The sequence below is a fragment of the Porphyromonas sp. CAG:1061 genome (assembly GCF_000435035.1).
GTDB lineage: Bacteria > Bacteroidota > Bacteroidia > Bacteroidales > Porphyromonadaceae > Porphyromonas_A > Porphyromonas_A somerae.
Map to the genome: position 1 here is coordinate 804 of NZ_HF988929.1, position 20,765 is coordinate 21,568.

Consider the following 20,765-nt stretch of genomic DNA (forward strand, 5'->3'; position numbering starts at 1 on the left):
GATCCTATTCGTCCTATTATCCTTGCGGTAGAGCCCGGCTTGCCCGCCTTTGTAAAGCCTAATGCTGGGGGGAGCAGCGTTGCTACTACCCGAGTGGACGAAGTGAATGAGCTACTACCAGCAGTTGAATTAGCCTTTAGCGAAGCCGATGAGGTGCTGATCGAGGGTTTGATTACCGGTACAGAGGTTACCTGTGGCGCCTACAAAGATGGTGAGGGACTGCATATCCTTCCCGTGACTGAGGTGGTGCCGAAGAATCAATTCTTTGATTACGATGCGAAGTACAATGGTGCAGTGGAGGAGATTACTCCCGCCCGCATTTCACCCGAGATGACGGCTGAGATTCAGCAACTCACACGTGAGATCTATGGATATCTCGGGGCGTCGGGAATTATTAGAGTAGACTTTATCATTGAGGAGGGGGTACCAGTGCTCCTCGAGGTCAATACCACGCCCGGCATGACAGCCACCAGCTTTATCCCTCAGCAGGTACATGCCGATGGTAAGAAGGTGGGCGACGTATTGATGAGTATTATCCAGTATCATTTAGAAAACCATAAGAGAGATAAATAGCCATGATGAAGACCGACGACATATATTTTGAGAGCATTCGCCCTTATATTGATAGCGAGGTACAGGAGGTGGTAGCACACCTAGTCCAACAAGAGGAGGTCCAGGGTATCCTCCATCACTTCTATGGGGATATCAGTAGGGAGCAATTAGATAAGATGGTGGAGAGATCGACCTCCATCTACAACTTCAAGGAGACTTTCCTCAAGCCAGTGATTGAATCAATTCTCAAGGACTCAACCTTTTCGCTTACTATCTCAGGCAAGAGCAAGTTGGTAAAGCGTGGTGAGGAAAAGCAACTCTTTATCTCGAATCATAGGGATATCATTCTCGACTCTGCCTTTCTCAACTATCTACTCTACAGCTCAGGGCTAGGCTTTCCACGCATCGCCATTGGGGACAATCTACTCATTAGCGAATGGATAAGGGTGGTGGTACGATTGGCCGATGCCTTTATCGTAAAGCGAAGCCCCTCCATGCGCGAGATGCTGGTAGAGAGCAAACGACTCTCTAATTATATCCTAAGCTCAGTGGCTGGTGGTGAGGCTTCTGTATGGCTTGCACAGAGTGAAGGACGACGTAAAAACTCCGATGACCGCACCCAGACTGCGGTACTCAAGATGCTTACCCTCAGTGCCGAGCGAGGAGAGAGTGAAGCAGAGCTCCTCAGCAAACTGCACATTACGCCTGTGGCGATCACTTACGAGTACGATCCTTGTGACTATCTCAAAGCCAAGGAGATGCTGGCTAAGAAGCTGGATCCTTCGTGGAAAAAGGCGCCACTAGACGACCTCATCAATATGCAGACTGGGCTAGAAGGGCAGAAGGGGAGAGTACACTTTGCCATCGGCGAGACCCTCTACGACCTTTCTACTATCACACAAGCAGCTGAGACGAAGCAGGAGGTTCTGAAGCTAGTAGCCGAGGAGATTGACCGACAGATATTCACCCTTTACCGCTTCTACCCCAATAATTACGTTGCCTTTGATGCACTCCATGGCGGCGAGCAGTTTGCCAAAATGTATAGCGAGAAGGAGAAGGCAACCTTTGAGAAGTACCTAGCCCAACAGATAGCCAAGGTAGGGGCAGCACCGGAGCATCACCAGTTTTTGAAAGAGAAGATACTGGAGATGTACGCTACACCACTAAAGAATCACTTGATTACCACCAAGCAATATAGATAGCATGATGAAAAGAGCTTTAATTATAGTAGACCCTCAATTGGACTTCATCACAGGTACCCTCCCAGTAGGAGGTGCCTCGGAGGCAATGGATCGTTTGGCTACAGCACTGCCAAAGATCGCAGCCGACCAAGTCTTTGTGACCATGGACGCCCACCCTATCAAGCATTGTAGCTTTGAGCCCAATGGTGGCATCTGGCCTACCCACTGCGTAAAGTATAGCACGGGAGCTGCCATTTGGGAGCCTCTAATGGAGGCACTCATTGCACTTCCCTGCCCTATCAGTTTTATAGAGAAAGGGTGCGATCTAGACCGCGATCAGTACAGTGCTTTTGAGGATAGCTACCCTAAGGAGCTAGAGAGTGCCGAGGAGATTCTACTCTGTGGGCTAGCGGGGAATGTCTGTGTGCTTAATAGTTTAAAGGATCTAGTCCGCCATGGACTAGCGAGTAAGATCACAGTGCTCACGGATGCCTCCCCTAGCCTCGACGATGGCACAGCCCTCAATGAGATCATAAGAGAGACCAAAGTAAAATCTGTAACATTAGAGAATCTAGATAAATAATATGAGTTGGTTTGACTGCAAAATAACATACGAAAAGGAGATTAATCAATCGGGAAAGATGCGCAAGGTAAGTGAATCTTACCTGGTAGATGCAGAGTCCTTTACAGAGGCAGAGACCCGTATCTCTGAGGAGATGCACAGCCGAGGAAGCTACATTGTAGACAGCGTCCGTAAGGTACGCCTGTACGAGCTTTTCCTTGATGATAAGAGCGAGCGATATTACAAGAGCAAGGTGGGCTTCATCACCCTCGACGAAAAGGCAGGGGTGGAGAAGCGGAAGTTTGTGCAGATAATCGTACAAGCCGATGACCTCGATGAGGCACTTGAGAACCTCCACAAAGGGATGAAGGATACGCTCGGAGACTACGAGGTGGCAAGTATCACAGAGACCACCTACATGGACGTATTTAAGTACCAAATAAATACTGGGGAGGAAGCAAAGTGAGTATCAAAGAGCGGCTAGAGGCACTCCGACGAGAGCTCCCAGAGGGTACAAAGCTCATTGCGGTATCTAAGTACCACACCGAGGCAGAGGTGATGGAAGCATACGATGCGGGTCAACGACTTTTTGGTGAGAACCGTGTTCAGGAGCTACTCCCTAAGGAAGAGCACTTACCCAAGGATATAGAGTGGCACCTCATCGGTACGCTACAGAGGAATAAGGTGAAGTACGTGGTGCCCTTTGTCTCTATGATACACAGCATCGATAGCCTTCGACTACTACAGGAGGTGGAGAAGCAGTGTGTGAGACTAGGGCGTGAGACGTTGCCAGTACTTCTACAGATACACATCTCAGGTGAAGAGACTAAGCACGGCTTTACCGAGGATGAGCTCCAAGAGATCCTCCAGAGTGGTGAGATAGAGGAGCTTAAGCATGCCCAGATTTGTGGGCTGATGGGTATGGCCGCCCTCACCGATGATATGAGTGTCGTGGAGGGGCAGTTCGCACACCTACAGGAGTTATTCCAATCCCTCAAGGAGGGAGCATTCAAGGGGAGTCCATACTTCTCTGAGCTCTCTATGGGGATGACTCACGACTACCCTTTGGCTCTGAAGCACGGAGCCACCTACATCAGAGTAGGAAGTGGTATTTTTAGTTAAATCAAAGGAAATAAGTGGCTTGTATCATTTATTTACCTACTTTTGTGTAAGAATGTAAAGGGGAAGCACCCCGCTAGGTAATGACTAATTCTATAGAGATAAAGGGCCTATGAAGGAGCAAGATTATGACTCAGAGAAAGACCTCGACTTAGAGGACTACGAGGATGATGACGAGCTCGATTGGTACGATGAAGAGCTACTGGACTATGTTCGGGAAGAGACTAAGGATATGGAGCGTATCAATGACCTCCTAGACCAAGACCTCCTATATCTCTTTGAGCTATGGGATGAGTACACCGAGGGCATTGAGGGTGATGAGGAAGAGGTGGAGATAGATATCGACGACCTCTATCAATTCGTACAAAAGACCGCTGCTGAAGATGAGCAGGACATAGATATCAGTCAGGAGGACTTGGTACTGCTGCTACAGCTACAGCAAGAATTTGATGAATCATTGGGGGAAGAGGATTAACCATTTAACAGAAGAGAATTATGACAAAGTTTCAATCTATTTTAGGCGTAACTACAGTATCATTAGGTCTGCTATTGAGCGGATGCGGGGCATCTAATTCAGTAAAGGGGCTCGGCATTGGTGCTGCCGCTGGTGCAGCTATCGGAGCAGGTATCGGCAAGGTAGCTGGCAATACAGCTATGGGTGCCGCAATAGGTACTGCTCTTGGTGGTGCCGCGGGTGGTATCATCGGCAATCAGATGGATAAGCAAGCCAAGGAGCTAGAGCAACAGATACCAGAGGCCACTGTGGAGACGGTGAATAACGGTGAAGCGATCCGTGTTACCTTTGATAGTGGCATCCTATTCGCTACTAGCTCTAGCACCCTCAACCAAGCATCTCGTGACGCTCTCCGCAAGTTTGCCGAGAATATGAATGCCAATCCTGATACCGATATCAAGATTATTGGCCACACCGATGCCACTGGTAGGTATGAGTACAATATGAAGCTCTCCAAGGAGCGTGCGATGAGTGTTCGCAACTTCCTACGTGGCTACAATGTAGATGTCGCTCGTATGACTAGCGAAGGGGTAGGACCAGACCAACCTGTAGTGGACAACTCAACCCCAGAGAATAGAGCTAAGAACCGTCGAGTAGAGATATTCATTCTGCCTAATGCCAAGATGATCAAGGAGGCAAAAGAGGCAGCCGGTAAGTAATTATCTGAAGAGATAATATATAAGGGGTAGACGAAGTGTCGTCTACCCCTTTTTGCATCTATTACGGTAGAAATGGGTACCTTTACATAGTATATAAGAATAGGTTTAATGAGTTCGTATGGCAGATAGAGCAATTCACCCACTTCAAGAAATAATTACCAAGTATATTGCAGATAATAAGATTGGAGAAAAGACTATCTCCAGGAGTTTCAACCTTACAGCTCTCCCTAGCTATGCAATTCCTTTGCCTAATGATAAATCCGTAGTGTCTTTTATTCTTTCAATTACACTGACTGGTTATTCTAGTGCTGAGCTGGGTGAAAGAATGGTAGCCGCCACCGTCAATTTCACCAACAAAACCATCCAATTTGAGGACCTTCCTAAGAACCTATTTGGATTCGACCAAAAGACAATAATAATGTCTATCCTACGGGTGCTCTATTTTATGATCCCCTCAGAGCAAGGCACCTACCACGACTCTCCATTACTTAAAAATAAGAAGTCACCCATATCTCAAGGTCTGCACATTCCACTAACAGAGAGCTACCAAATCGATGAACTGACGATGGATCTAGTCTGCACCCGTAAGAGATCGGATACAATAAGCTACAAAAAGATAGATATAGATAACGGCAAAGTAAAGACTACTGTTCACGACTCTATTCAACTACAGCAGCAGGATTTTGAGGTCGATATCCCAGCCCACTTAATTACAGCCACCTGCACCTGCACGGAATGTAAGTCTTATGAGGAGTGGTCCCCCTGCAGGCATATTGAAGTAGCATTGACCAGCATCAAGGAGACCCTTCCAAAGCTCTTCTTCAATCCAGACTACGGAAGAGACCAACTCATTGCCGACCTACAAGCCAAGCTTCCTGAGGAGGATCCACTCCGCACTGAGGGGCAACTTGCCTACGACCAGGATGGGCATTATATGCTGATCCAACCCGATGACCTTTGCATCTCAGACCCCGCAGATACCCTAAAGGCACTGGGTCTCAACTTTAAGAGTACCACACCCAAAGCAGACCCTGAGCTCTCTCGAAAGTTGGCACAGAATAGGTTTCAACTATTCTTCTATATCTCTCCTATCTCATATCGCTTTAATAGCAATATCAATCGATGCTGGCTACCCCTACCAGCTCGTGGAAAACTAGCGGCATCGGGTAAGCTCAATCTCAACTTCGTCACCCTCCAAAATATTGAGAAGCTCACCCTCCAGCTCTCCAACCTCACCGACGAGGAGGCACTTCACGCCACTTCCTACCTACAGCTTAGCAATACGATAGACGAGCGCTCGTGGGAATACAAGCCCTCCGTAGAGTCTGTGGCTACCATACATCAACTCAGGGGTATCCTAAAACAACACCCCCTCTATCTATACATTGACAAGTTCGATATTCAGAAATTCGAACAAAAGGGGCTTGAGCGACTTACTCAGCTGGAGCTTCACGACGAACTAGCAGAGGTTCGCCTTGACCTTATCCAGACCGACTTTAATCAGCAATTGATAAAGCTTCGCACCACCCTACATGCAGGCGACCAAGAGATTGAGATCAATCCCGACACTATGATGATCCACCAAGCTTTTGTGATCGTTGACTACAAGGAGGTCTACATCTTCAGGTCGGCAGGGGACTATCAGATGCTCAACTACTACCTACAGGTACTCAATAGAGAGAAGCCGATGATCCTCTACCAACCAAAGGATCTACCAAAGCTCTACGATACAGTCATCAAACCCCTCGGCAAGCTCTTTGAAATCAATTCAGAAGTACATAATAAGCAACAACTGCAAGCAGAGCAAGCCACAGCTCAACTCTTTCTCACCGATACCGACGAGGGGACTATCCGCCTCACCCCAGCAATACAGTACGGTGAAGACTCAATACCTCTAACTGATAGAGCCCCTCTCTACGACCGTGAGACCAATACACTACTAGAGCGTGATGCCGACTTCGAGAACCAGTACCTAGAGTACCTCCGCAGTCTGCATCCCTCTTTCGATGACGCAGCTATCGAATTCACCCTTACAGGAGAGCAACTGATGGAGGATAACTGGCTCCTCAATTCTAGCGAAAAGCTACGCAATAAAGGGGTACAGATTTATGGCTCTGAGAGTCTAAAGAACTTCCGCTACAACCTCCATACCCCCACCATCTCCATCTCCACTTCGAGTGGGATAGATTGGTTTGACCTCAAGATCAATATCAAGTTTGGAAAACAGACAGCCTCGCTACAAGAGGTACGGAAGAGTGTGATGAATAAGAGCCAATACATACAGCTCTCCGATGGTACCGTCGGAATCCTCCCTGAGGAGTGGCTAGAACGGTATGCCCGATACTTCCAAGTTGGCCGACTACGCAAAGACAAGTTAGAGATCTCCAATTACCAATTCAATATTATTGATCAGCTCTACGACGACCTCCCCAAACGACCCAAATACATAGAGGAGATGATGGAGCGCCGTCGCCGACTTCAAAACCTCACCAAGCTCACTCCCCACCCGATCCCCAAAGGAATCAATGCAGAGCTGAGAAGCTATCAGCAGAGTGGCTTTGATTGGCTACTATTCCTCAACCAAAACCAACTAGGGGGATGCCTTGCCGACGATATGGGACTAGGAAAAACCCTACAAGTGATCACCCTACTCCAGCACCTCAAGGAGCAAAGTGGCAAAAAGCCACTACCCCCACACCTCATCGTGCTACCCACCTCACTGCTATTCAATTGGCAGAAAGAGCTAGATAAGTTTGCCCCCTCCCTCACCTATCTAGTCTACCGAGGAGGCGATAGAGCCTCCCTAAGAGAGCTATTCTCGCAGTACGACATCATCCTCTCCACCTATGGAGTGGTCTCCAACGACATTGAGGAGCTCTCTCAAATCACCTTTGAATATGCTATACTCGACGAAAGCCAAGCGATTAAGAATCCACTCTCCAAGCGGTACAAGGCAGTGCGTCTTCTTCAAGCGAACCACCGCCTTGCCCTCACAGGTACTCCGATTGAAAACAATACCTTCGACCTCTACGCCCAGATGAACTTCCTCAATCCAGGTATCTTTGGTAGTATGGACCATTTCCGCCAAAACTTTGCCAATGCGATTGATAAGCAACGCGATGAGCGAAGCACTCATCTACTTCGGGATATGACACAGCCCTTCCTCCTTCGTAGGACAAAGAAGCAAGTAGCTACCGAACTGCCCGATAAGACAGAGACAGTCCTCTATTGCGAGATGAAGGAGGAGCAGCGAAAGGTTTACGACAGTCACAAGGAGCACTTCCGCGAGCAGCTCCTTAGCGAAATGGAGAACTCTAGCGAAGGAGAAGCACAGATGATGGTACTTCAAGCCCTCACCAAGCTGCGACAGATCTGCAACTCCCCCGCCCTTATCTCCACAGAGAGCGAGGACTACGGCACACAGTCGATCAAACTAGATATATTGATGCGTAACCTCCGTGAAATCGAGTCGGAGCACAAAGCCCTCGTCTTCTCACAATTCACCTCCATGCTCGCCCTCGTAAAGAAGCGACTAGAGCTAGAGGGCATCCCCTACGTTTACCTCGATGGCTCCACTACCAATCGAGAGGCGGTGGTCCAGCAGTTTCAAGAGGATGATGAGATACGGGTCTTTCTCATTTCCCTCAAGGCCGGTGGCACAGGGCTCAACCTCACCGCTGCCGACTACGTCTTTCTCATCGACCCTTGGTGGAACCCCGCAGTCGAAAACCAAGCCATCGACCGAAGCTACCGTATAGGTCAAGAGAAGCACGTCAATGCCTATCGCTTAGTCTGCAAAGAGACCATCGAGGAGAAGATCCTACAGCTACAAGAGAGCAAACGCTCACTCTCCGAAGATATTATCCAAACCGATAAAATCCAAAAGAGCTTCTCCCGCGACGACATCGCCGACCTCTTCAAGTAACCTGAATAAGTACAGACCCACGAAGAGAGAAAGAGTTGCGACTTTCGACTAACTACGAATAAAGGCGGATAACCCATAGGTTACCCGCCTTTATTCATGTCAATAGCAATCTATTGAACCACCCAATTAAAGGGTTGAGATAGGTGCAATAGGTGCATCGCTATGTCTCTGGAAGTGATCCCTTGGATGCTCACATGCAGGGCACTTAGCTGGTGCTTTAAGTCCCTTCATAAGGAAACCACACTTACGGCACTGCCATACCACTTCCTTATCGCTCTCAAACATCTTATCCTCGCGGATACGCTTAGCAAACTCACTGTACACTCTAGAGTGCTCGCCCTCTGCAACAGCAATAGCTCTATAAGCAGCAGCAATAACTGGGAAGCCCTCCTTCTCTGCAGTCTCAGCGAATCCAGGATATACGCTCTCCATCTCCTCATGCTCTAGCTTAGCGGAAGTCTCTAGATTTTCAAGAGTAGTACCAATAGTACCTGCTGGGAACTCTGCATTTACATTGACCATTCCACCCTCTAGAAACTTAAAGAATCTCTTAGCGTGTGCCTTCTCTTGGTCTGCAGTTTGCTCAAAGAAAGCTTGCACCTCTACGAAACCATCTTTCTTCGCCTGGCTTGCAAAGAAGCTGTAACGAGCGTGTGCTTGGCTCTCATTAGCAAAAGAAAAGATTAGGTTCTTCTCCGTCTGTGTACCCTTCAAACTTTTTGTTGCCATACTTTACCTTTTATTTATAATTAGTTATTTCTTTGGAGCACTTAGCCCCTCATTCGTTACAAAGCTAATCATAATTAGGGAAATAAACAAGCAATAAAAGCATAAAAGTACCTACAAGTAGGTATATGCTCGTAAGAAGCTCGACAAAATAAGAAAAGCTTCCTTGTAAAACTACAAAGAAGCTTTTAGACAAAAGAGCGGAAAACGGGACTCGAACCCGCGACCCCAACCTTGGCAAGGTTGTGCTCTACCAACTGAGCTATTTCCGCAGATGTTTTGCAATGTTAGGAGCATTTCTCCTCTTTTGCTTTGCAAAGGTACGACAATTATTTCAAACCACCAAACATCTAGCCAAGAAAAATAGTTTTGCTCATCCAGTATGGGCTCAAGTGCTTCAATCCCTATAGACTAAAGCGGTAGCAAGTGCCAAGATCCCCTCCTGACGTCCTGTGAACCCCATCTGCTCATTAGTCGTTGCTTTGATAGATACCTGATCAACGTCTACTGAGAGCAGCTGTGCAATTACCTCCTGCATTGCGGGCACATACGGATTTATCTTGGGCTGCTCGGCCACAATCGTGGCATCAATATTCCCCACCTTATAACCTTTTTGGAGCACAAGCCTCGCCACCTCCTTCAGCAGCTGTTTCGAATCAGCCCCCTTGTATTTAGGGTCATTATCGGGAAAGTGATAGCCGATATCCCTCAGTGCCAAAGCACCAAGCAATGCATCACTAATCGCATGCAGTAGCACGTCGGCATCGGAGTGCCCCTTCAGCCCCAAAGGGTATTCGATCTTCACCCCTCCAAGCCATAGCTCTCGTCCCGACTCAAAACGATGGACATCATACCCTTGCCCTACTCTAAATGGTACCATAGAACTAAAAATTAACTCCCACACCCAGTCTGAATGTATTATTAAGAGGTGAATTAGTCTGAGTAGCTAGGAAATAGGAAAGGTCCACCTTTGCCCACTCATAAATAAATCCTAACCCCAAAGTAAAACCACTATTAGTTCCCTTGGTAGGGTGCTGGTAATGATAGCCAGAGCGAACAAAGAAGCGGCTGTCATAGGTATATTCTGCACCCACCAACCACATTACCTCTTTGAACTCCTCCGAGGCGCCACCAGTAGCATCACCAAATGAGCTCCCCATAGCTCGCCACATATTCATCTTATTGTAGGCGTCAGGAGCTTTCCGATCACTAGGATTGAAGGTAGGAGCTAATAATTTATTGGCCTCCAGATGTAGCCCTACCTGATGCTGTGGTGCGACATCGAGATCGAGCCCAACCCCCACTCTCATCTTGGCGGGAGCGAAAAGAGAAGAGCGACCACCATCATAGCTCATCTTACCACCCACATTATTGAGGGCCACAGCAGCTCTAAGTGCCCCCTTCATATCATTTGAGAACGTAAGACCTGTCTGATAGGTAGCCGAAATATCTACGAGGAAGTTATTGATCAACCCTTTGACCTCGCCCACTGAGTAGTTATAGTCACTCCTCAAATAACGCATAGAAGCCCCCAATGCCCAGTGCTGATTAAGGGCAATTGAGTAACCTAGATCCACAGCCAATTCGTATGGGACAATAGTCGTCGGGATCATCAATTCACGCTGAAAAGCCATCGCCTCTCCGATATGAAAATATCTGAGAGAGGCCGACACCGCATGATTGATCTCGCCTGTATTTCCCCAAGAGTAATACCCAGTGAGGGTGGAAAGATTGATATCCTTAGCCACCTCAGAGAGCCAAGGGGTATATACAAATGAGACGCCCCACTCCTTATCTATATAGGCAAGCTTAGAGATATTGTGATATATAGAGTGCGCATCGGCTGTTGTCGTCAGCCCCACCTCTCCCATTCCGGCACTCCTGGCATCTGGAGTAATCGATAAGATAGGTGCTCCAGTTAGCACAGGGCTATAGGTCTTGGCACTTCCAGTTTCTTGAGCACTGGCATTATTTCCCCACACCCATAATAGTAGGGCGGTACTCACCAGTAGACTTTTGCCCCAAATCAGTAATTGTCTCATACTCACTTAATCCTTAAGAATACCAATTCTTCATTTTGCTCATTACAAATAAATAGACCCTGCTCTCGCTCCATCTCCCACACCTGCTCCATAGCTGGTATAGCCACTAGATCGCCTATCTTGAGGAGGTAGTACCGACTGAGCTCAGTGATGACGGCCTCTATCAAAGTCCTCTCAGGGAGCATCAATTGATGCGCCTCCTCGAGGTGATCAGTAGTTAGCATCTTCACACCTTTCATAGAGTGCCGGCTCATCTCGTCATACGTTAGCCATTCACTCCACCGAAAGAGGGAGCAATCGAAATCCTCCTTCATACTCTCAGGCAAGCTACTATCCAATTCCTTGGCTCTCAGAGAAACCCCCACCGACAGATTTTCGTAATATCTACTGGCAAAGGCTGGGTCTATGCACTTAGCTACCTTGCTGATACGGACAAGCCACATAGCCTTGGCTTCCACTCCTCGCATCCAATCGGGTTGGAAAAAATCCTTACCCGAATTACTCAATACATTGTCGGGTCGTGCCACAAAGTGCCTTATCTCCGCAGCTCCAAACACCCACGAGCTAAAGAGTTTCATAACCCACTAATAGCCTCATCAATTCTATGAAACATCACAGCAAGATGGGAGTAAATAGAGGTATTCTGCACCACCACATGGTCTGGCACCATAATTCTAAATGGGGTAAAATTCCAAATAGCACTGATACCACACTCCACCAATTTATCGGTCACCTCCTGGGCGACATCCACTGGCACGGTCAATATCCCTATGGATACCTCCTTATCTCGCCGCTCCTTAAGCTCCGATAAGTGATAAACAGGCGACCCACCTATCACCTCACCTACCACTTCATCTCGGATATCAAAGCCCCCCACAATATCCATACCAAACTGAGAGAGCCCTCTATCGTGCATCAAGGCGGCACCTAGATTGCCCACTCCAAATATATAAGCTTTGTGCGATAGATTGAAGCCCAAGAAGCTCTCCAGTACCTCCACCATCTCAGCCACATCATATCCCACACGCGTTTTTCCCACGATCGAAACATAGGAGAGGTCTTTAGCCACGAGTGCCGAATCCACCCCTGTACTCTTGGCAATATGAGTAGAAGAAACCACCTTCTCACCTTGAGCCTCTAATAGTTTGACATACGCTAAGTACCAAGGGAGTCGCCTCAATGCTGGCTCTGGCACAATACTACCACCACTTATTTTTCTCTTCATATACTAATATATTCTCTGTACGTATTGCAAACTTATAAATAAATTTTGAGATTAATACCCCAGCCGACCTAAAAGCTCCCTTCTTGGCTCATCCTAAGATGGCTATAGATAGGATAAAGGTGCTATTTTTACGCCTAATACAAGGTCGGGAAATGGAACGTTGCAACAAGATATTTACTTTAATATAATCAGATAAAATCCTTCTTGCATCTAAGCAATCGGCGAGTTGCAACTAAGCATTTGCCGAGTTGCAAGAAAGCTTTTGCTTAGTTGCATCTCGCCGATCGCTTAGTTGCATCTCGGCAAACGATTCCGTATGACATTGAATTTCAGCTGGTTATAAAATGGGGTTTCACAGCACTCTTTTAGTTAGTTTTTCCGCCTTATTTAGCCATTTGAAACTCTGGGTGAATGGGGATTCCCACGATTGACATCTCTAATGCATACCTCTCGCTTTTGATGCCACACATTTTAGATATTAACTAAAAAGAGGTACCTTTGAGGAATACTAAATAAGAGAGGACTGGTATAATATATATATGAATAAATACAGCGACAAAGTAGGAGAAGCCAAGCGCCGGCTTGGGATTGTGGGGCACTCGGCAGGGCTCACTCGTGCGATAGAAGTGGCCTTGCTCATTGCCCCTACCGATGTAAGCGTCTTGGTTACTGGAGAGAGTGGCGTGGGAAAGGAAGCTTTCCCGCAACTCATACATCAAAATAGCATTCGCAAGCATGGCCCATATGTAGCGGTCAACTGCGGTGCTATCCCTGAGGGTACGATTGATTCCGAGCTATTTGGTCACAAGAAGGGATCCTTTACCGATGCCGTCACCGAGCGTCGAGGCTACTTTGAGGTGGCTAATGGAGGGACTATCTTTTTGGACGAAGTAGGTGAGCTCCCTTTGGCCACTCAGGCAAGACTATTGCGCGTGCTGGAGTCGGGAGAATTTATGAAGGTAGGCTCTTCGGAAGTTCAGCGTACCGACATCCGAGTGGTTGCTGCCACTAATGTAGACCTAGCAGAAGCCGTAAAACGTGGTCGATTTAGGCAAGACCTCCTCTATCGTCTCAATACGGTCACGATAGAGTTGCCACCGCTAAGGGAGCGGGGCGATGACATCTCTCTACTCTTCCGAAAGTTTGCTGGCGACTTTGGAGATAAATACCAGATGCCACCTATCCGCCTTAGTGAGGATGGGAGGGAGCTACTAGAGACCTACTCATGGCCTGGCAATATTCGTGAATTGCGCAATCTTGTGGAGCGACTAAGTGTTTTGGTGGAGGATAGAGTGGTGACCTCCGAAGTGCTGCTGGCACACCTACCTACCAATGCGCTTGTACGCCACCCAGCCATCATCTCTGATTACTATAGGGGAGGAGACGCTCCACACCAGCCAAATGGTCAAAACTTCGACAATAGATCCGGAGGGGATACACTTGAAAATAATGCCACTCTAGGAGCGCTCTATACGATGCTGCGAGATGTGCAGGGCAATGTAGGGGAATTGACTCAGCTCCTCTACAGACTGCTACAAAGCCAGCACATGGCTACCCAGCCTATCCAAAGTCTAGCTGCTCCAGCTCACAACCCCATTACCGACCTAGGGATACAGGAGGAGGAGAGCGAGCTAACTCATGCGGAGGACTTCCACGACCTGCTAGAAGATGGCAAAGTAATAACGCTCAAGGAGATGGAGGAGAGGTACATCGACTATGTACTGAAGAAGAATCACGGTGCTAGGCGACAAACAGCCGAAGACCTGGATATATCAGAGCGAACGTTATACCGTAAACTAAATAGAGAGGGCTAAAATAATGAAGAGCAGTATTCACTTTATAGGAGTAGGCACCATCTTGGCAATCATATTGGCAGGGTGCAAGGTTTCATATAGTCTTAATGGAGCCAGTATCGACTACACCAAGGTAAAGACCATCCATATTTCTGACTTCCAAAACTTGGCCCCCATCGTCTACCCTCCTTTGGCGCAAAAACTTTCTGAGGATCTTAAGGATAGGTTTCAAAAGCAGACAAGGCTTTCGCAAACCAATCAGATAGGCGACCTCAATATAGAAGGGGAGATCGTAGGATATGACCTTACGGCAGAAGCGGTTCAGGCCGATGCCTATGCTGCTAAGACCAAACTGACGATGAGGGTGAATATCAGATATACCAACACAGTCAATGAGGAGGAGAGTTTTGAGCGAGAATTCACCTCTTTTACCGTCTTTGATAGCTCGCAGATGTTTAATAACGTGCAAGACCAATTGATAGAGGACCTCACGAAGGATATTATCAATCAGATCTTTAATGCCACCGTGGAGAATTGGTAAATTGATGCCCAATAGATATGACCAAAGACGAGCTTAAATCAATCATCGAGCAACCGCATACCGCCGATAAACACCACCTACCAGAGCTACTGGAGCTGAGCAGGCAATACCCCTACTCGGCACCACTGCAGACACTGATACTGCTGCTCCTACACAAGGTGAACGACCTGAGGTATGCCAGCGAGCTCCACGAAAGAGCACTAGCACTACCAAATCTTCGAAGGCTCTATACCCAGCTCAATGCCAACCCTACTACTCTTATTCAAAACGATAAAACCCCTTCAAGCGAAAGCAAAGACAGCAGCTTCGGACTCATTGATGCCTTTTTGGAGCAGCACCCAGAAGATAGCTCGGACATAGAGGAGCTACTCGATGCCACCCCTGCTACGCCACCAGCAACGCAGACCGTAGTTGAGCAACAAAATACAGAGGAAATAATATCGGAGTTCCTAGACCTGGGCGAGAAAGCAGAGGTGATAGGAGTAACACCCGACACTCCACAAACCTCCGAGCAATCTAATTTCCCAGCAAAAAGTACTTCCGCAGACCACCCTATCGAAACAGAGGAAGAACTATTCACCGAAACCCTAGCTCGTATGTACATTCGACAGGGAAAGTACCAACGAGCCGAACGCATATTAACACAAATAAATTTGGAATTTCCCAAAAAAAGTGGTTACTTTGCCGAACAATTAAACTTTCTCAAGAAATTAATTGAAAACAATTCGGAAAATAGGTAGCAAAAGCCATAAAGGGATGCTCAATTATAGGCACGCACCTCGGATATCCGAAGTATATAGAACAGCATAAAAGTATAGAAAAAAGAGCGTATGTATGTATTTCTTTCAATACTAATCGTATTGGCTTCCATAGCGATTGTCTTCGTCATCACCATCCAAAACTCTAAAGGTGGTGGACTAGCTTCAGGTTTTGCAGCAAGCAACAACGTTATGGGAGTGAGGAGGACCACCGACCTGATAGAGAAGATCACTTGGGGACTAGCAATTGCTATAGCCGTACTCGCAATTATTTCTGTGAAGTGGGCACCACGCAGCACAAGCACCCAATCAGAGAGTGTGATCTCTGACTACGTTGACCAGGCTACCCTGCCAGTAGCACCAGAGGCAGCAACACCATTTGGCGACACGCCTGCCGCTACCGAGGCTCCTGCAGAGCAAACTCCCTCTGAACCAGTGACTGAGTAACAGAGCTAAGAGGCTGAAAGAGATCGTTTTTGTAGACTCAATAGTTGAAAAACTTGGTAGTCTCGTCTTTTTTTGGTTACTTTGCCAATCGTAAGTATAATATATAAGCATTTATAAATAAGAGATGTCACGAATTTGTCAAATCACAGGCAAGAAGGTTATTACAGGTAATAACGTTTCTCACTCTCTAAGAAGAACTAAGAGGACGTTTAAGCCAAACCTTTTTGATAGAAACTTTTACTGGCCTGAGCAAGATTGCTGGATCAGAATCCGTGTGTCTGCAGCAGGGCTACGCCTTATCAATAAGATCGGCCTCAATGCAGCACTTGAGAGGGCTAACGCACAAGGACACCTGAAGGAGATAATTGTCCTGGACAAGTAACTAACAAACACAGCGTATAAAGCAAGGAAGATATGTCTAAGAAAGGTAAAGGCGATCGTGTACAAGTAATACTAGAGTGCACAGAGCATAAGGAGAGCGGTTTGCCAGGGACTTCAAGGTATGTTACCACCAAAAACAAGAAGAATACCACTGGTAGATTGGAGCTGAAGAAGTACAATCCTATCCTCAAACGTATGACAATACATAAGGAGATTAAGTGATAGGTCTACGCAAGGAATAGATTAACGTATAAAATAGAAGGAGCAAGCTATGGCAAAGAAAGCGATGTCGAAGCTGCAGAAAGGCGATGGACGTACTTTCTCAAAGGTTATCAAGATGGTGAAGTCACCTAAGACTGGGGCGTACATTTTCAAGGAGGAGATGGTGCCTAACGAGATGGTTAAGGAGTACGTGAAGAAGTAATCTATCTGCTTTCGACACAAAAATAACATTAGAGGGGGCTGACAATCATAAGGGAAAATAAAAGCGACACTGGTGAGATCAATTATTTCTCACTTCGCTGGATATAGGTAAGAGCTTAAAAGGACTTGATGCAACCTTTTAAGCTTTTTACTTTTATGCAATAATCAAGAGTGGCAAGTAATTAGTAGATGGAGTGGTTACCAATTTCTAAAAAGGAAGTAGAGCAAAGAGGATGGAGCGAGCTGGACGTCATCATCATGAGTGGTGATGCCTACGTGGATCATCCCTCTTTTGCCAATGCCGTTATTGGTAGGGTACTCGAAAGTGCAGGCTACAGGGTGGCCATCGTGCCACAACCCAATTGGCGTGACGACCTTAGGGACTTCAAGAAGCTCGGTAAGCCCAGACTATTCTTTGGTGTATCTCCAGGAAATATGGACTCCATGGTCAATCATTATACCGCTGCCAAAAGACGCAGGTCAGATGATGCCTATACTCCCGATGAGCGCTCCGATATGCGTCCCGACTATCCTAGCTTGGTTTATACCCGTATACTGAGGGACCTATACCCCGATACGCCTATCCTATTGGGCGGCATCGAAGCATCACTTAGGAGGCTTACCCACTACGACTATTGGCAGGATAAGCTACTGCCAGGAATGCCCTATATGAGTGATGCCGACCTAGTACTCTATGGGCTGGGAGAAAAGTCGGTGCTAGAGATTGCCTCACTACTTGATAAGGGTGCATCGCTAGACAATATCAAACAACTTCCCCAAGTAGCCTACACCATACCTGCTGCCCAGTTCACTCCAAAGGAAGATGATATCAAGCTACACAGCCACGAGGAGTGCCTTAAGAGCAAGATGGCGTATGCCAAGAACTTTCGCCACATTGAGGAGCAGAGCAACTCGCTCAATGCTCATAGGCTTTATCAAGAGATCGGAGAGGAGGTCATCGTAGTCAATCCACCCTACCCTCTCCCCACCACGGCAGAGGTCGATAGCTATTACGCACTCCCTTACACCCGACTTCCACACCCTCGATACAGGGGCAAGACTATACGTGCTTACGAGATGATTCGACACTCTATCAATATGCACCGCGGCTGCTTCGGAGGTTGCGCTTTCTGCACCATCTCAGCACACCAAGGGAAGTTTATCGTCTCCAGAAGCCAAGAATCTATTGTAGAAGAGGCAAAGAAGGTGACGAAAATGCCTGACTTTAAAGGATACATTAGCGACCTTGGTGGACCAAGCGCCAATATGTATCAGATGCATGGAAAGAATATGAATGTCTGCCAAAAGTGCCTACGTCCTTCCTGCCTCTACCCCAAGATATGCCCCAATCTCAATGCCGACCACCGACCTCTACTCAATGTATATAAGGCAGTAGACGCCCTCCCTGGCATTAAGAAAAGCTTTATCGGAAGTGGTGTAAGGTACGATATGCTCGTGCACGACTACAAGTCGCCCGACCTTAAGGAGGCGGCAAGGCAGTATACCGAAGAATTGATCCAAAATCACGTTTCGGGAAGGCTCAAAATAGCACCTGAGCACACCTCCACTAAAGTATTAGATATCATCAGGAAACCCTCCTTTGACACCTTCTACAAGTTCAAAAACATCTTCGACCAAATCAATAGTAAGTACCAGTTAAAGCAACAGCTTGTCCCCTACTTCATCAGTAGCCACCCAGGTTGCACTGAAGCCGATATGGCAGAGTTAGCGGTCATCACCAAGTCACTCAACTTCCATCTAGAGCAAGTGCAAGACTTCACCCCTACTCCAATGACCGTTGCCACCGTCATCTACTATAGCGGTATACACCCCTACACGCTCCAAGAGATCCCTGTAGCAAGAGGAAAGAAAGCCAAGGAGACCCAGAGGCAATATTTCTTTTGGTATCAAAGAGAGAAGCGAAATGCTATCATCAACTCCCTTAAGAAGATAGGGCGAAACGACCTCATAAAGAGTCTATTTGGCGATCAAGAAATACCCAAGGGTAATAGAGTGTCCACTCGAAAAGGACAGCCTAAGAAGAGAGGACGACGGCCATAAAGCACCTCAATGATTATATGTTGCAAAATGATACCTCTCTCAAGTTAATCATTTATAAACGTCAAAGCATACCTCGCGGGGTATGCTTTCTTATTGTTAAATAACCGCTTAGAGCGGTTGTAGATGTTCCATTTATTCCTTTAATTTGCAACTAGTCAAGTAATAAATAATAGCATAGAATACAATGAAAAAAGGATTAATGATTGCTGGAATAGCACTGAGTTGCTCCTTGATAGGAGCAATGGGAGGGGCGGCCGTTTACTCTAATAGCCTAAAGAGTGGAGACGCAACGTACGAAGCGAGGACGTCAGAAGCAGGTGGGGTATTCAAACAACCCAAGATGACCCCCGCACTTTTTTCATCTTCCAGTGGAGCCCCCGACTTTGTAGAGGCCGCTGAGAAAAGTATCAATGGAGTGGTCAATATTCGTAGTGAAGCAACCGTAAGCCGGAGACAATCCTCAAGGTTTTTCGATCCATTTGAGTTTTTCTTTGGCATCCCTGGAGGACAAGGCGAAAGCGGTGAAGCTCCTACCCAAGTGGCATTTGGCTCGGGTGTAATTATCAGTACCGACGGATATATCATTACCAATAACCACGTAGTAGCAGGTGCTTCCAAGCTCACGGTAAGCACCAATGACAATAAGGAGTACGAAGCAAAAATCATCGGTACCGATCCCGCTACCGACCTCGCACTCCTCAAGATTGATGCCACCAACCTCTACCCAATACCATTCGGTGATAGCGAAGCCGTAAGAGTGGGAGAGTGGGTACTTGCTATCGGCAATCCATTCAACCTACAGAGTACCGTCACCGCAGGTATAGTAAGTGCCAAGGGGCGTGAGGCTGTGCAACAAGGCGACCTCCGAATCTCCTCATTTATTCAGCACGATGCAGCTGTCAACCCAGGGAATTCAGGTGGTGCTCTAGTCAACACCAAGGGAGAGCTCATAGGTATTAATACCATGATCTACTCACAGACAGGTAACTACGCAGGCTACTCATTTGCTGTACCAATGAGCATCGCCAGCAAGATCGTCACCGACCTCAAGAAGTATGGCGTAGTACAAAGAGCTCAGCTAGGAGTGATGGGAGGTAATATCAATAGTCAATTAAGTAAAGAGTACGATCTTAAGGTCACCGAAGGTGCCTTTATAGCCGATTTCGCTGGCACAAGTGCTGCCAAGCAAGCAGGTCTGAAAGTAGGCGATGTTATCACCTCCCTTAATGGCGTAAAGATACGCAGTATGGCAGAGCTTCAAGAGCAGGTAAGCAAGTACAACCCTGGAGATGAGGTCAAAATAACCGTTGATCGTAAAGGCACGTCACATACCTTCAAGGTAGTACTAAAGAATAGCGAAGGGACCACCAGCATCGTAGAGCAAAGCTCTTTTAGCTCACTCGGTGCCTCCTTCAAAGCATTGGACGAGAAGACCGCCAGCAAGCTAGGCATCAGTAATGGAGTGATTGTGACAGGGGTAGACCGCCAGGGCAAGTTTGCCGAAGCAGGCATTCCCAAAGGCTTCATTATCCTAGAAGTCAATAACCAACCTATTCGCTCAGAAAAAGAAGTGGAGAGCATCACCCAATCCATCCTTAATAGAGGCGAGGACAAAGTCCTATTCATCAAAGGGATGCTCCCCAACGGTAGGATAAGATATATTGCAGTAGAGCTATAAAATAAAACTTGTGATCGAATAGTTTATTGTTTTTGTGATTCTGAATAAGCCTCAGTGCTGTGTAAGCACTGAGGCTTATTATCTTATCTCCACCTTTGAACTTTCAGAGTGAATCGGGGTCACCTAAGTTCTAAACCGAAGTGCAATTTTTGAGGTACTAGGGACTGCCTTTTTCACG

The 20,765-nt window shown here is 47.0% G+C and carries 22 protein-coding genes and 1 tRNA gene; 17 read left to right on the top strand and 6 right to left on the bottom strand.

Annotated features, from left to right (window positions below; genetic code table 11):
• The 8 genes from QVO39_RS06485 to QVO39_RS06520 all read left to right on the top strand — a co-directional run.
• The coding region (locus QVO39_RS06485; protein WP_288171882.1) for a D-alanine--D-alanine ligase family protein at positions 1 to 573 on the top strand (573 nt) is incomplete at its 5' end.
• Positions 574 to 575: 2 nt separating this feature from the next.
• The gene (locus QVO39_RS06490) at positions 576 to 1,754 is read left to right on the top strand and encodes a 1-acyl-sn-glycerol-3-phosphate acyltransferase (RefSeq protein ID WP_288171883.1); all 1,179 of its coding nucleotides are present in this window, start codon (positions 576 to 578) and stop codon (positions 1,752 to 1,754) included.
• Between the two features lies 1 nt (position 1,755).
• The gene (locus QVO39_RS06495) at positions 1,756 to 2,316 is read left to right on the top strand and encodes an isochorismatase family protein (protein ID WP_288171884.1); all 561 of its coding nucleotides are present in this window, start codon (positions 1,756 to 1,758) and stop codon (positions 2,314 to 2,316) included.
• Between the two features lies 1 nt (position 2,317).
• On the top strand, positions 2,318 to 2,761 hold the full coding sequence (locus tag QVO39_RS06500) for a DUF4494 domain-containing protein (RefSeq protein WP_018027694.1): 444 nt from the start codon (positions 2,318 to 2,320) through the stop codon (positions 2,759 to 2,761).
• Positions 2,758 to 3,417: a YggS family pyridoxal phosphate-dependent enzyme gene (locus tag QVO39_RS06505; protein WP_021903505.1), complete on the top strand. Its 660-nt coding sequence runs from the start codon at positions 2,758 to 2,760 to the stop codon at positions 3,415 to 3,417. The genes QVO39_RS06500 and QVO39_RS06505 overlap by 4 nt, the downstream gene beginning before the upstream one ends.
• A 109-nt stretch (positions 3,418 to 3,526) precedes the next feature.
• Entirely contained in the window at positions 3,527 to 3,889 is a 363-nt protein-coding gene (locus QVO39_RS06510; RefSeq protein WP_021903506.1) for a hypothetical protein, read from the top strand.
• Between the two features lie 20 nt (positions 3,890 to 3,909).
• The gene (locus QVO39_RS06515) at positions 3,910 to 4,587 is read left to right on the top strand and encodes a YiaD family glycine zipper/OmpA-like lipoprotein (protein ID WP_021903507.1); all 678 of its coding nucleotides are present in this window, start codon (positions 3,910 to 3,912) and stop codon (positions 4,585 to 4,587) included.
• Positions 4,588 to 4,705: 118 nt separating this feature from the next.
• Positions 4,706 to 8,512 carry a DEAD/DEAH box helicase gene (locus tag QVO39_RS06520; protein WP_021903508.1) on the top strand — a complete coding sequence of 1,269 codons (3,807 nt, stop codon included), beginning with the start codon at positions 4,706 to 4,708 and terminating at the stop codon, positions 8,510 to 8,512.
• Positions 8,513 to 8,638: 126 nt separating this feature from the next.
• On the opposite strand, the gene rbr is transcribed toward QVO39_RS06520, so the two are convergent.
• The 6 genes from rbr to QVO39_RS06550 all read right to left on the bottom strand — a co-directional run bounded on the left by rbr (position 8,639) and on the right by QVO39_RS06550 (position 12,505).
• On the bottom strand, positions 8,639 to 9,241 hold the full coding sequence (rbr, locus tag QVO39_RS06525; RefSeq protein WP_018027689.1) for a rubrerythrin: 603 nt from the start codon (positions 9,239 to 9,241) through the stop codon (positions 8,639 to 8,641).
• A gap of 196 nt (positions 9,242 to 9,437) precedes the next feature.
• Positions 9,438 to 9,510, bottom strand: a tRNA-Gly gene (locus QVO39_RS06530).
• A gap of 125 nt (positions 9,511 to 9,635) precedes the next feature.
• Entirely contained in the window at positions 9,636 to 10,118 is a 483-nt protein-coding gene (gene ispF, locus QVO39_RS06535; protein WP_018027688.1) for a 2-C-methyl-D-erythritol 2,4-cyclodiphosphate synthase, read from the bottom strand.
• A gap of 4 nt (positions 10,119 to 10,122) precedes the next feature.
• The gene (gene porV, locus QVO39_RS06540) at positions 10,123 to 11,280 is read right to left on the bottom strand and encodes a type IX secretion system outer membrane channel protein PorV (RefSeq protein WP_021903509.1); all 1,158 of its coding nucleotides are present in this window, start codon (positions 11,278 to 11,280) and stop codon (positions 10,123 to 10,125) included.
• Between the two features lie 2 nt (positions 11,281 to 11,282).
• Entirely contained in the window at positions 11,283 to 11,858 is a 576-nt protein-coding gene (locus QVO39_RS06545; protein ID WP_021903510.1) for a hypothetical protein, read from the bottom strand.
• Entirely contained in the window at positions 11,855 to 12,505 is a 651-nt protein-coding gene (locus QVO39_RS06550) for a redox-sensing transcriptional repressor Rex (RefSeq protein ID WP_018027685.1), read from the bottom strand. Before QVO39_RS06550 ends, QVO39_RS06545 begins: the two co-directional genes overlap by 4 nt.
• 539 nt (positions 12,506 to 13,044) lie before the next feature.
• On the opposite strand from QVO39_RS06550, the gene QVO39_RS06555 reads away from it, so the two are divergent.
• From QVO39_RS06555 to QVO39_RS06595, 9 genes are all read left to right on the top strand, one after another.
• Positions 13,045 to 14,319 carry a sigma-54 interaction domain-containing protein gene (locus QVO39_RS06555; protein WP_018027684.1) on the top strand — a complete coding sequence of 425 codons (1,275 nt, stop codon included), beginning with the start codon at positions 13,045 to 13,047 and terminating at the stop codon, positions 14,317 to 14,319.
• A gap of 4 nt (positions 14,320 to 14,323) precedes the next feature.
• Positions 14,324 to 14,839, top strand: coding sequence for an LptE family protein (locus tag QVO39_RS06560; RefSeq protein ID WP_021903511.1), 516 nt, complete (start codon positions 14,324 to 14,326; stop codon positions 14,837 to 14,839).
• A 17-nt stretch (positions 14,840 to 14,856) separates the two neighbouring features.
• Positions 14,857 to 15,579, top strand: a complete 723-nt coding sequence (locus tag QVO39_RS06565) for a DUF8458 domain-containing protein (protein WP_021903512.1) — start codon at positions 14,857 to 14,859, stop codon at positions 15,577 to 15,579.
• Positions 15,580 to 15,669: 90 nt separating this feature from the next.
• A complete protein-coding gene (gene secG / locus QVO39_RS06570) occupies positions 15,670 to 16,044 on the top strand; it encodes a preprotein translocase subunit SecG (RefSeq protein ID WP_021903513.1) in 375 nt (124 codons plus the stop codon).
• Between the two features lie 124 nt (positions 16,045 to 16,168).
• Positions 16,169 to 16,426, top strand: coding sequence for a 50S ribosomal protein L28 (gene rpmB / locus QVO39_RS06575; RefSeq protein WP_018027680.1), 258 nt, complete (start codon positions 16,169 to 16,171; stop codon positions 16,424 to 16,426).
• Positions 16,427 to 16,458: 32 nt separating this feature from the next.
• Positions 16,459 to 16,647, top strand: coding sequence for a 50S ribosomal protein L33 (rpmG, locus tag QVO39_RS06580; protein ID WP_018027679.1), 189 nt, complete (start codon positions 16,459 to 16,461; stop codon positions 16,645 to 16,647).
• 49 nt (positions 16,648 to 16,696) lie between these two features.
• The gene (locus QVO39_RS06585; RefSeq protein ID WP_021903514.1) at positions 16,697 to 16,849 is read left to right on the top strand and encodes a DUF4295 domain-containing protein; all 153 of its coding nucleotides are present in this window, start codon (positions 16,697 to 16,699) and stop codon (positions 16,847 to 16,849) included.
• Between the two features lie 188 nt (positions 16,850 to 17,037).
• Positions 17,038 to 18,909, top strand: coding sequence for a YgiQ family radical SAM protein (locus tag QVO39_RS06590; protein ID WP_021903515.1), 1,872 nt, complete (start codon positions 17,038 to 17,040; stop codon positions 18,907 to 18,909).
• A 184-nt stretch (positions 18,910 to 19,093) separates the two neighbouring features.
• The gene (locus QVO39_RS06595; protein WP_021903516.1) at positions 19,094 to 20,587 is read left to right on the top strand and encodes a Do family serine endopeptidase; all 1,494 of its coding nucleotides are present in this window, start codon (positions 19,094 to 19,096) and stop codon (positions 20,585 to 20,587) included.
• Positions 20,588 to 20,765: the final 178 nt, after the last annotated feature.